At 64.0% G+C, this 11298-nt stretch carries 10 protein-coding genes; 2 read left to right on the top strand and 8 right to left on the bottom strand.

The annotated features are described in order from the left end of the window. Positions 1 to 676, top strand: a 676-nt coding sequence (locus HPO_RS20735) for a GntR family transcriptional regulator (protein WP_162174056.1), incomplete at its 5' end; no start/stop codon positions are given. A gap of 213 nt (positions 677 to 889) precedes the next feature. Here HPO_RS20735 and HPO_RS15635 read toward each other — a convergent pair. Together HPO_RS15635 and HPO_RS15630 are read right to left on the bottom strand one after the other, a co-directional pair. Then, positions 890 to 1912, bottom strand: a complete 1023-nt coding sequence (locus HPO_RS15635) for an NAD-dependent epimerase/dehydratase family protein (protein ID WP_035600776.1) — start codon at positions 1910 to 1912, stop codon at positions 890 to 892. A 163-nt stretch (positions 1913 to 2075) separates the two neighbouring features. Further along, positions 2076 to 3038, bottom strand: a complete 963-nt coding sequence (locus tag HPO_RS15630) for a DMT family transporter (RefSeq protein ID WP_051612675.1) — start codon at positions 3036 to 3038, stop codon at positions 2076 to 2078. Here HPO_RS15630 and HPO_RS15625 point away from each other — a divergent pair. After that, complete coding sequence (locus HPO_RS15625; protein WP_035600774.1) at positions 3037 to 3321, top strand: hypothetical protein; 285 nt, start codon at positions 3037 to 3039, stop codon at positions 3319 to 3321. The genes HPO_RS15630 and HPO_RS15625 overlap by 2 nt on opposite strands. Here HPO_RS15625 and HPO_RS15620 read toward each other — a convergent pair. From HPO_RS15620 to HPO_RS15595, 6 genes are all read right to left on the bottom strand, one after another. Continuing rightward, entirely contained in the window at positions 3312 to 4196 is an 885-nt protein-coding gene (locus HPO_RS15620; protein ID WP_035600771.1) for an SDR family NAD(P)-dependent oxidoreductase, read from the bottom strand. The two genes, HPO_RS15625 and HPO_RS15620, sit on opposite strands and share 10 nt — an antisense overlap. Before the next feature lie 399 nt (positions 4197 to 4595). Further along, positions 4596 to 5438, bottom strand: coding sequence for a ribokinase (locus tag HPO_RS15615; protein WP_035600768.1), 843 nt, complete (start codon positions 5436 to 5438; stop codon positions 4596 to 4598). After that, positions 5435 to 6367: a nucleoside hydrolase gene (locus HPO_RS15610; protein WP_051612674.1), complete on the bottom strand. Its 933-nt coding sequence runs from the start codon at positions 6365 to 6367 to the stop codon at positions 5435 to 5437. Before HPO_RS15610 ends, HPO_RS15615 begins: the two co-directional genes overlap by 4 nt. After that, positions 6364 to 6891 carry a thioesterase family protein gene (locus tag HPO_RS15605; protein ID WP_035600766.1) on the bottom strand — a complete coding sequence of 176 codons (528 nt, stop codon included), beginning with the start codon at positions 6889 to 6891 and terminating at the stop codon, positions 6364 to 6366. The genes HPO_RS15610 and HPO_RS15605 overlap by 4 nt, the downstream gene beginning before the upstream one ends. Positions 6892 to 7017: 126 nt before the next feature. Continuing rightward, the gene (locus HPO_RS15600) at positions 7018 to 10146 is read right to left on the bottom strand and encodes an efflux RND transporter permease subunit (RefSeq protein ID WP_035600763.1); all 3129 of its coding nucleotides are present in this window, start codon (positions 10144 to 10146) and stop codon (positions 7018 to 7020) included. 4 nt (positions 10147 to 10150) lie between these two features. After that, positions 10151 to 11296, bottom strand: a complete 1146-nt coding sequence (locus tag HPO_RS15595; protein WP_035600760.1) for an efflux RND transporter periplasmic adaptor subunit — start codon at positions 11294 to 11296, stop codon at positions 10151 to 10153. Positions 11297 to 11298: the final 2 nt, after the last annotated feature.

Raw genomic sequence — 11298 nt, 5'->3', positions numbered from 1 at the left:
CGGCAAACCCGGCGTGGTTCACCGGACTATCCAAACTTATTTGCGATTGAGACGTGGCGATCCCCAAGCGGAAATTGAAGTTTCCAGTTTGGGGGGCTTTGATGCTGTTGTGGCGATGCGGGCAGAATTTGAAGCTAACGGCTTCTCAATCGAAGAGATGATGGGCATCTTAGATGCTGATCAAGAGACAATCAGCGAAATCAGCCTCCGTTTGCTTGAGGAGTTGGTTAGGCACGAAGAGCTCGCCAAGAAAGGGCAGACACAGCTTGTTCGCCGCGAGCAAGCCATCTCGTTAAAATTTGTCGATTGGATAATCGCTTTGGCGCTCGAAGCGTTGAGCTGGACAGACTCAATGATAATGAACCGTGATCTGATTGTATTGATCAACGCGCGGCTCGTGGGAACTGAACCGGTATACCATCAGCAAATTAAGGCGCGAGAGGCACGCGATAGAGCAACTTGGATCGGAGCCCAAATTCTTGCTCAGGGAGGGAAGCCTTCCATCCGAGAAGTCGCAAAAATTCTTGCTGTTTCTCCGAGCACCGTAAGTCGATGGTTCGAGCCGGGAGAGTTTAATGCGGAATGTACGAAACTCTCGGTACTCTTCAATGCTGACGGTTCATTCAACAATCCCTTTGGGAGTGGTTCGATCACTAAGACTGACCCATGCGACTAGCTGTTGCAGTCGAAAGAATTTGCGCAACACACCATCGTCTTTGCATAAATCACGGTATGTCAGCTCAAGGTACTGCCGTGATCAAATCTTTCTTCAAATTAATTCAAAGCTCCAGCCTTTCTATAGGGGGCGCGCAAGCTTCAGGCCTTGGAGTGGTTTGCTTAACGATCATTCTTGTGGTGATTGTGTTGGCTGGGCCATAATAGTCGCTACTCAAACCACCCCGGCCTCAATCAAGCCCCGCGCGCCCGCGATCACGGCTTCCTCGCTCGTGCGAGGCTGCCAGCCCAGCACGCGGCGGGCCTTCTCGCTGGAGATATGCCGTTCACGGCCCAGCTCCGGGATCAGCTGTTTGGCGGGTGGGTTGATGAGGGCGATGAGGTGGACCATCCAGGCCGGAATGTCCCTGGACGGAAGTTTTGAGGCATAGGCCGGGAACTCGCGGGCGAGCGTGGCGGCCACCTCCGAAAACCACATGAACCGGTCGCCCACGAGGAAGCGTTCGCCGGCGGCGACCGGACTGGTCATCGCGGCCACATGGGCGGCGGCCACATCGCGCACATCCACCACCACAAAGCCCACCTTCGGCGTGCCCGGCAGCTTGCCGGACATCAGCTGCGTGAGGATTTGAACCGAGGCGGAAAAATCCCCGCTCATCACCGGGCCGAGCACCAGGGCGGGGTTGATCGTCGTCAGCTCCAGCCCCTGGCCTTCGCCGTTCACATAGTCCCAGGCCGCGCGCTCGGCGGCGAGCTTGGAGCGGATATAGGGCGTCATGTCCGCCGCGCCATTGTCCTGAGACCAGTGTTCCTCCGTGATGGGGTTCGGGCGCTGGTCGCCCCAGCCATAGGCGCAGGTGGCCATGGAGGAGGTCATCACCACCCGCTTCACGCCGGCGGCCTTGGCGGCTTTCAGCGCGCGCAGCGCCCCGTCGCGGGCGGGGATGATCAGCTCGTCTGCATTCTTCGGCACGGTCGCCGGAATGGGGGAGGCGATGTGGTGAACGTAATCCATCCCTTCGGATGCCTGCGCCCAGCCCTTGTCTGAGGAAAGGTCAGCCTCGCGGATGGGAAGGGAGACAGGCCGCCCGGCATAGGCGCTGAGCGTCTGGTTCAGCGGGCCGGCCCTGGAGGCGGAACGGGCCGTTCCGGTCACCTCATGGCCCGCCTCGATCAGCTGGTGGATGACATGCCCGGCGATGAAACCGGTTGCGCCCGTGACAAGAACCTTCGCCATGCTGGCCTCCCCTGAGATGGGGTGAATAATAAACGATCTGTAATCTGTTCACAAACGGAATCTGGAAAATCTGTCCCGGCCTTGCGCGGATCTGTCCGGAATTGTCCGGATTTGTCCAGGAAATGACCGGCCCTGACGGCGTCCTGGCGGGCTTTTCGGGGGATTAGACGGGCTTGGGGGGCAGCGCCGGCTTCTTCCGGTTGAGGCGGTGTTCCCGCCAGGTGATGTAGAGGGTGGAGGTGATGATGATGCCCGCGCCCAGCCAGACGAAGGGGCCGGGCAGCAGGCGGATCATGATCCAGTCCGCCAGCGTGCCCATCGGCAGGCGCACATAATCCAGCGGCGAAAGGAACGACGCGTCCCCCACCGACATGCCCTTGATGAAGCAGAACTGGGCCACGAAGCCGGCAAAGGCCATGGCGAAGATGAGGGCCCAGCCGGTGAGGTCCGGGCTGCTCCAGAAGAACAGCGCGAAGGGCAAAATGATGATGGAAGACAGCATGTTAGCCCACACCAAGAGGGCCAGCGGCGCATGCACCCCGGTCAGTGATTTCACCAGCACGATGGTGAACGCAAAGCAGAGCGAGGAGAGGAGCGCGAACAGCGCGCCCAGGTTCAGATGCGTGCCCCCCTCGCTGCCCAGAAGCGCGGGCACCAGCGTCATGATCAGCACGCCGGCAAAGCCGATCACCACAGCCCCGCCGCGGTGAAGCCCCACCTTTTCATGCAGCAGCACGATAGCCAGCAGCGTCACAAACAGCGGCCGGGTAAAGGAAAGCGCGTTGAACTCCGCCAGCGGCAGGCCGAAAATCGGCCAGATGGCAATCAGCCCGAACACAAACCCCGCCGACCCGATCAGGCTGCGCGTTACCAGCGCGCCAAAGCGGGCGGTGTGGATCTTCACGCCCCCGATCCAGACGAACGGCATGGCAATGGCGAAGGCGAGGAAGCTACGCCAGAAGGCGAGGAAAATCGGGTGCGCGTCGGCGGTGATTTCCTTGGCGAGGGCGATGTGCAGCGTATAGCCTGCGCCGGAGACCAGCATCCACAATGCGCCCTGAAGATTGCCCGACAGGCCGGGGCGACTTACAGATCCCTCAGAGCCAGAAGGTGCCTTGCCGTTCATGCTACGCTTTTCACCTGAAGATATCGACGCGATTGACCAGCTTTGGCGAAGCCTGCCACCGGGCCACATGTGGACCGGTTGGGCCGCTGTTGGCCAGCCCCCCGAGACGGTGTGGATCTATCGGTCGCGGGCCCATTGGCGGCGCTTTCCGCTGACGCGCACGAAAGCGGGCTATGCCCTGGGCGACGATCAGGGCCGCCCCTTCCGGGAAGCAGCGACCCTGGAAGACCTGCTGGCGGCGGTGGAAGCCGTGCCCCGGTTGCGCGTGGCCGATCAGGACTGAGCGGCGGCGGCCTGCGCAAGGCGCATCTGCTCGGCCTGTTCCGGGCTGATGCCGAGGGATTCCATCACAGGGCTGGCGGCGGTTTCGTCCCAGCTATGGCGCGGGCCCACGGTCATGCCGCCATCGACGAGGAATTCCCCGCCGGTGATGAACCCGGCTGCATCAGACGCCAGGAAGGCCGCCATTTCGGCGATGTCTGTGCCTTTGCCGACCCGCCCTATGGGCTGCATCTTGCCGCCTGCCTGGGAGAGCATTTCGGCCATCTGATCGGCCACTTCACGCGGCAGGCCGAGTGAGGCGCCGAAGATCGAGGTGGCGATGAAGCCGGGCAGGATGGCGTTGACGCGGATCCTGTATTTCGCAAGCTCGGCGGCGGCGAGCTTTGAGAAATGCGCCACGCCCTTCTTGGCCACCGAATAGGTGATCGGCGCATAGCCGGCCGAAACTGCGCTGATCGAGGAGGTGTTGATGATCGCCCCGCCTTTGGCCTTCATGTGGGGAATGGCGAATTTGGTGCCGGCGAACACCTGCTTCAGCAGGAGGCTCATCGTCTGGTCGTAGCCGTCAAGGTCCAGCTCCTCCACCGAGGTGGACGTGCCGCCATGGCCGGCATTGTTCCACACGATGTCGAGCGACCCGAAGGCAGACGGGGCGGCGTCCATGATGGCCTTGAGCTGATCCATGTTGGTCACGTCGCAATGGACAAAGCGCAGCTTGTCGGGCCCGAACCGGGTTTCCAGCGCCTTGCCTTTTTCATCCTGGATGTCGCCGGCGATGACCCTGGCGCCAGCGGCGATGAAGGTTTCCACCCCGGCCAGCCCGATGCCGCTTGCTGCGCCGGTGATCACCGCCACCTTGCCCTTGAGATCTGCCATATATTCCTCCCGTTTGCTGGCGACATGCGGCCCCTTTCCGCGAGGGGCGTCAAGGTACAAAGTTGACGGGGGCGTCAAATTTCTGTGCTGCGTGGGAGAGCGGGGGGCGCGGGAAGGGGTGGATAGGCGCGCGCTTGTCCTCCGTTGCAGGCCCTCACCTCCCATTGCTGCGCAATGGCCTGCTCCGGGCGTTTGCAGGGCAAACGCTGATCCTCCGCAGCCTCTCCCGGAGGGAGAGGGGTGAGTTACGTCCAGCCTTGCCGGACCATGAGATGGCGCGGTGAAAACCCCTCTTCCTCCGGGAGGTGAGGGGCCCGCGCCCGCAGGGCGTGGGAGGTGAGGGGCTTATGCTCCGTATCCGTGGACGGGGGTAAGGGAAAGTGATCCCCGTGCGGACGGTTACCCCTTCAGCAGCGCCTCGACCTCGGCGCGTCGGGGCAGGCTGGGTTGGGCGCCGGGGCGGGTGCAGGCGAGGGCGCCGGCGGCGACGGCGTAGGTGAGGGCGTCTTCGGGGGATTTGCCCTTGATGAGGCTGACCGTGAGGGCGGCGCTGAAGGTGTCGCCGGCGCCGGTCGTGTCCACCACCTTGACGGGCGGCGGGGTGGCCGAGGCGATTTTCTGGCCGTCTTTCCAGAGCTCTGCGCCGGCCGCGCCAAGGGAGATGGCGACATAGCGGCCGGGGGCGTGGAGCGCATCGCCATAGAAGGCGGCTTCGGTTTCGTTGACGATCAGGAGGTCTGCGCGGGCGATGAGTTCCGGCGGCACCGGCATGGCGGGGGCAAGGTTCAGCGCGACAAAGCCGGTGGCGCGTTCGGCGGCGGCGAGCAGGGTGGCGGCGGGCACTTCGAGCACGCCCATCATATGCTCGAGGGTGGCCCCTTCGACATCGCCGGGATCAAGCGCCTCATTGGCGCCGGGGCAGACGATGATCTGGTTTTCGCCTTCCTGCGAGACGGCGATGAGGGCGACGCCGGTGGTTTCGCCATTGATATATTGGGTGGCGGAGAGATCGACGCCGGCGGCGCGGAGGAGTTTCAGAGCCTCTTCGGCCATATCGTCATTGCCGACGGCGGCGACGAGGCGAACATCCGCCCCCAGACGTCTTGCGGCGAGGGCCTGGTTGGCGCCCTTGCCGCCGGGATGGCGCGCAAGGCGGGCGCCGGTGACGGTTTCGCCGGCCCTGGGCAGGGGGCGGCCGCTGGCGACAAAATCCAGATTGACCGAGCCGACAACGGTGATCATGGGCTGCCCTTAAGAATGTCTTCGATCCGTGCGAATAAGGCATCGGCGTCCACCTTCGTGACCCAGCGATGGGGGCCTTTCTTCGACGGCTTGACGCGCGTGCGGCCAAACTCCTTGCCGGGCTTCACATTGACGCTGACGCGCGAAGGCTGGGTCTCGAACAGTTCCGGCGCGATCAGCCAGGCGATGGTGGAGGGATCATGCATCGGCACCTTGGTGCCGGGGCGCGCGCGGGCCTCCAGATTGTTGGCGGCGTTCAGCAGGGAGACCATCATGGCGGCGCGCTCGCCGGGGATGGCGGCGAGGCGCGCGATGCGGGCCTCTGTGGCGCGGACCTGATGGGTGGCGTCGAGGCTGAGGATGGTGGCGGGGATGCCGGTGTCCAGCACAATGGCGGCGGCATGGGGATCGGCGAAGACATTGAATTCGGCAAAAGGCGTGATGTTGCCGCCTTCGGTATCGGCCCCGCCCATGATGATGATTTCGGCGATGGCGCGGGCGATTTCCGGTGCCATGACAAGGGCGCAGGCGATGTTGGTCATCGGGCCGGTGACGACGAGCGTGACGCTGGCGTCCGGCATGACTTTCAGCTGACGGATGATTTCGTCAACGGCGTGGGTTGGCCTCAGGGGAACGTCCGGCTCGGTAATCTCGATGCCGTAGATGCCGCTTTCGCCGTGAAAGTCTTCGGCAGTGACAGGCGCGCGCAGCAAGGGGCGGGGGCAGCCGGCGAAGACGGGAATGTCCGGACGGCCGAGCCGCTCGCAGACAAGGCGGGCATTGCGGCTGGTGAGGCGCAGGGGCACGTTGCCAGCGACGGTGGTGATGGCGCGCACATCGAGGCTGGGCGAGCCGAGCGCCATTATCAGCATGACAGCGTCGTCGATGCCGGGATCACAGTCGATGATGAGGGGGCGGGGGCTGGTCACGAGGCGCGGGCTTTCAGGTCTTCCAGGATGGACTGAACCTGGGGGGAGAGGGGCGGGCTTTCGAGGCTGACGCCGAGGGCTTCCATCGCCATGTCGGCGGTGACGCGGAGTTTCTTGCGGCCGGTGAGGCGGGCAATCATCGTGCTTTCGGCATGGACGCGGCCATCGGCGGCGATGAAGCTGTGCTGGAAGACGAGGCGGGTGCCCTCCCAGCCGACAAGGCGGGTTTGAACCTCGAACTTCTGGGGGAAGCGCAACATGCGCAGATAGGCGAAGGATTCGTACTGGATGACAGGCAGCCAGCCGCGCTTGCGGAAGGCCTTCAGCGCGCCGGTGCGGCCCATATAGTTCATGATCGCCAGGTCAGTGAAGGAAGAGTAGCGCGAATTGGTCATGTGGCCCATCGGGTCCTGATCGCCCAGCCAGACGGCGGAGCGGATGATGTGCAGGTCCATCAGGTGCGTGTGGGCGCGGCTGAAGAAAGCCGGCAGGAAAATCCGAAGGAACCGGAAAAAGAGGTTCATGACCGCAGAACTCTACGCAAGACGATGTTCACAAGCCCCTAACGACGCGCGAGGGGCGGGCATGTCTATGCGAAGCCCGTGCCGGAAAGGCAAGGCGCAGCGCAGCAGGGCCGGCCGGTTTGTTGTTTACTCTGCCGGATGCGGCGCTGGCGCGGGCGCGGCGAGTTCTTCCTCGAGCTTGCGGGTCACGTCCCCCGGCGAGCCTGTACGGCGGGCGAGCAGCGTGTACGCGGTTGGCACAACGATCAGGGCCACCGTCACGGCGGCGAGCGAGCCGAAGAGGATCACGATGCCGATGGCGATGCGCGTTTCGGCGCCCGCGCCGCTGGTAATGATCAGCGGTACGGCGCCGGCCGCCGTGGTGAGGCCCGTCATCAGGATGGGGCGCAGGCGGGCGAGGGCGGCTTCCTTGAGGGCGGCGTCGAAATCCTTGCCTTCGTCGCGCAACTGGTTGGCAAACTCGACGATCAGGATGCCGTTCTTGGCCGCGATGCCGATCAGCATGATGAGGCCGATCTGGGTGTAGATGTTGAGGGTCTGCCCTGTGAGCCAGAGGCCGAGGAGGCCGCCGGCGAGGGTGGCAGGCACCGACAGCATGATCACCAGCGGGTGTATCCAGCTTTCGAACTGGGCTGCCAGCACCAGGAACACGATCAGCAGACCGATGACGAAGACGAAGGCAATGGAGGCGCCGGCGGAGCGGAACTCCAGCGACTGGCCCTTGAAGTCGATCGTCGCTTCAGTGGGCAGCACCTCACGGGCGATGCGTTCCATGCCGTCGAGCGCGGTGCCAAGGGTGACGCCGGGGGCAAGATCGGCATCGATGGTGATGGCGCGCACGCGGTTGTAGCGGTTGAGCGTCGGGCTGTCTGCGAAAGGCTGAAGCGTGACAACGCTGGAGAGGGGGATCAGCTCACCGGAGCGGGCAGAGCGGACATAGATGTTCTGCACATCGGTGGGCGTGTTCTGCTCCGACCGGATGCCTTCGACGATGACATCATATTCCTCGCCATTGTCGAGATAGGTGGTCACGCGGCGCGAGCCGAGCATGGTTTCCAGCGTCGTGCCGATTTCCGCAACGGTGACGCCAAGGTCTGCGGCGCGCTCGTAATTGATCTGGATACGGTATTGCGGCTGGGTTTCCTTGTAATCCCAGTCGATGTCGACGATGCCGGGATTATCCGCTTCGATGGCGGCAAGGAAGAGGTCGCGCCAGACGACGAGGTCCTCATAGGAGGGGCCGCCGATGACGAACTGGACGGGCTTGCCGCCGCCTCCGGCGAGGCCCTGGCGCATCATGGCAAAGCCACGGATGCCGGGAAGGTCGGAGAGTTTTCCGTTGATCTCGTTGATGATCTCGTCAGCCGGGCGGCGCTCGTCCCAGTCTGCCAGAACGGCCACGACGTTGCCCTGGTTGTAACCGCCGCCCCAGCCGGGCGCGCGGACAAGGAGGCGGCTGATCTCGCCGGATTCGGTGTAGGGCAGAAGGCGGCGCTCGATCTCGTCGAGATAGCGCTCCATATATTCGAAGGACGCCCCTTCCGGGCCGCGGATCGACATGAAGAAGCCGCCGCGATCCTCGCGCGGGGCGTATTCGCTTTCGAGATCCTGGAAGATGAACCAGCTGCCGATCATGATGGCGAGCGTGGCCAGCGCAATGGCAAGCGGCCGGCGGACGAGAAAGTCGAAGATGCGGGAGTAGACACCGCGAACCTTGTCCACAAAACGGTCGATGCGCTGGATGAAGCTGGACAGCGGGCCGGAACGGGATTCGGCATGCGGTTTCAGGATCTTGGACGCCAGCATGGGCGACATGGTGAGCGCCACAAGACTCGAGAAGGCAACAGCGGCGGCAATGGTAACGGCAAATTCCGTGAACAGACGGCCTGTATTGCCTTCCATCAGCGTGATGGGAATGAACACGGCCATCAGGACCATGGTGGTGGCGATCACCGCGAAGCCGACCTGGCGGGCGCCGTTAAAGGCCGCGACCAGGGGGGATTCGTTTTCCTCCTGCATCCGCCGGTGAATGTTTTCGAGCACGACGATGGCATCATCCACGAGCAGGCCGATGGCGAGCACGAGCGCGAGCAGGGTGAGGAGGTTCAGCGTGAAGCCGAGACTGTAGAGCACGATGAAGGTGGCAATCACCGAAACCGGAACCGTAACCGCCGGGATGATGGTGGTGCGGAAGCTGCCGAGGAAGAGGAAGATCACGAGCGTCACCAGCACCACCGCGATGCCGAGCGTGGTCCAGACTTCGCGGATGGAGGCTTCAATGAAGACCGAGCTGTCGAAGGAGAGGTAAAGCTGCATGCCTTCGGGCAGCGTCGCATTGAGTTCGTTCATCAGCGCCTTGGCGCCGTTGGCGACTTCGACCGTATTGGCAGTCGACTGTTTGACGATGCCGAGGCCGACCATTGGCTCGCCATTGCCGCGGAACATCGTGCGGTCGTCCACCGTGCCGCGCTCTACGCGGGCGACATCTCCGAGGCGGACAAGATAGCCTTCGCCCTGAGCAAGGACCAGGCCGGCAAAATCTTCGGCGGTGCGGAAGGGGCGATCAATCCGCAGGGTGTAGCTGACCGCGCCGGACTCCAGCGTTCCGGCGGGGGCCTCGACGTTCTCTGCCCGCAGGGCGCGTTCCACGTCTCCGGCGGTCAGGCCGCGGGCGGCAAGCGCCCGGCGGTCGAGCCAGACCCGCATGGCATAATCGCGCGAGCCGCCGATCTGGATACGGGCAACCCCGTCAATTGCGGAGAAGCGGTCCACCAGAAAGCGGTTGGCGTAGTCGGTGAGTTCCGGGGTGGTCATTTGCTGGCTGGCGAAGTTCAGCCAGAGGATGACGTCATCGTCTGCGTCGGCTTTCTCGACTTCGGGCGCGTCGGCTTCCGGGGGCAGGCGGTCTGCCACGCTGGACACCCTGTCGCGGACATCATTGGCGGCCGCATCAATATCGCGGTTGACGTCGAACTCGATCGAGATGTTGGCGCGGCCATCGCGCGAGCGCGAATTGATGAAGCGCACGCCGCCGATACCGGCGATGCGTTCCTCGATCACCTGGGTGATCCGGGTTTCCACAACCGACGCCGAGGCGCCGGGATAGTTGACACTGATTGAAACGACCGGCGGGTCGATGTCCGGAAACTCGCGCAGGGGCAGACGTGAGAATGCCACCAGGCCGAAGACGATCAGGAGGATCGACAGGACAGAAGCGAAGACCGGCCGTTTTACCGAAGTGTCCGAAAGAATCATTGCCCTAGTCCAGGTTCACGGCGGGGCCGCCCACGGCGCCGCTGCGGGCGGCGGGAGAGGGCTGAAGGATTTTCTCATCGAGGATGACCACCGGGGCGCCTTCCCGGACGCGGAGCGCGCCTTCGGTGATGACCATCTGACCGGCGGTCAGGCCCGACACCACTTCGACCCGGCCATTATGGCGCAGGCCCGGCTCGATCTTTACGCGGCGGGCAACAGTTTGGGCGCCACTGGAGTCAGCGACCCAGACAAAAGTATCGGGACCGCGCGGCTGAAGGGCGACTTCGGGAACGGACATGGCGCGGCGCGGCTCGGTCTGCAGGCCGACCGACATGTACATGCCCGACTTCAGGATGCCCGACGGGTTGGGCACCTTGGCGCGTACACGGACGGAGCGCGTAATGGGGTCGATGGCATTGTCGATGGAATCGACGGTGCCGGCGAAGACCTGGCCGGGCAGATCGCCAGTCGAGGCTTCAATCTCGAGGCCGGGACGCAGGACGCGGATGAAGGCGGACGGCACGGCAAACTCCAGGCGCATGACGCTGTCATCGATCAGCGTGGCAACAACATCGCCGGGGCGGATGAGGGAGCCGACACTGACACGGCGGAAGCCGAGCACGCCCTCAAAAGGTGCCACCAGAACGCGGTCATTCTGGCGCGACTGAACCGCGCGCAGCTGAGCGGCGGCGGTGCTGACATTGCGGCGGGCCATGTCCAGCTCGGACGAAGAGACAGCGCCCCGTTCGGCCAGCGGCTCGATGCGGGCAAGGTCCTGACGAGCCTGGGCAAGGTCTGCCTCAGCGGACTCCACGAGGGCGACCTGTTCGCGCTGGGCGAGCGAGAGGAGGGTGGCGCCCTTCTTCACGCGGTCGCCGTCTTCAAAGTAGAGCGCGGTCACGCGGTCGGACGCGGTGAGGGTGAGGTCTACCCGCTCATTGGGTTCAAGCGTGCCGATGGCTTCCACACGATTGGTGAATACCTGTTCGCGGGCCGGCTCAGCGAAAACGCTGCTCGGCGGGGGGGCGCCGGCCTGACCGCCGGGGCCGCCGCCGCGCTGCTGGGTGAGGGCAGGGGTCGCAATCAGCAGCACGGCCGCCAGGGCAGCGCCTGCGGTCTTGAGCGGGTTCTTGCGGACGAGTTTCAGCATTG

Source organism: Hyphomonas polymorpha PS728, assembly GCF_000685315.1.
GTDB lineage: Bacteria > Pseudomonadota > Alphaproteobacteria > Caulobacterales > Hyphomonadaceae > Hyphomonas > Hyphomonas polymorpha.
The sequence above is the reverse complement of the archived record's forward strand: the minus strand, read 5'-3'. Positions and strand labels throughout refer to the sequence as shown.

What these genes read in the sequence shown, in the direction of transcription:
- HPO_RS15635 (WP_035600776.1), bottom strand. Translation starts at nt 1,912, where the DNA reads ATGGCGAAGGTTCTTGTCACGGGCGCAACCGGTTTCATCGCCGGGCAT.
- HPO_RS15625 (WP_035600774.1), top strand. Translation starts at nt 3,037, where the DNA reads ATGCTACGCTTTTCACCTGAAGATATCGACGCGATTGACCAGCTTTGG.
- HPO_RS15630 (WP_051612675.1), bottom strand. Translation starts at nt 3,038, where the DNA reads ATGAACGGCAAGGCACCTTCTGGCTCTGAGGGATCTGTAAGTCGCCCC.
- HPO_RS15620 (WP_035600771.1), bottom strand. Translation starts at nt 4,196, where the DNA reads ATGGCAGATCTCAAGGGCAAGGTGGCGGTGATCACCGGCGCAGCAAGC.
- HPO_RS15615 (WP_035600768.1), bottom strand. Translation starts at nt 5,438, where the DNA reads ATGATCACCGTTGTCGGCTCGGTCAATCTGGATTTTGTCGCCAGCGGC.
- HPO_RS15605 (WP_035600766.1), bottom strand. Translation starts at nt 6,891, where the DNA reads ATGAACCTCTTTTTCCGGTTCCTTCGGATTTTCCTGCCGGCTTTCTTC.
- HPO_RS15600 (WP_035600763.1), bottom strand. Translation starts at nt 10,146, where the DNA reads ATGATTCTTTCGGACACTTCGGTAAAACGGCCGGTCTTCGCTTCTGTC.
- HPO_RS15595 (WP_035600760.1), bottom strand. Translation starts at nt 11,296, where the DNA reads ATGCTGAAACTCGTCCGCAAGAACCCGCTCAAGACCGCAGGCGCTGCC.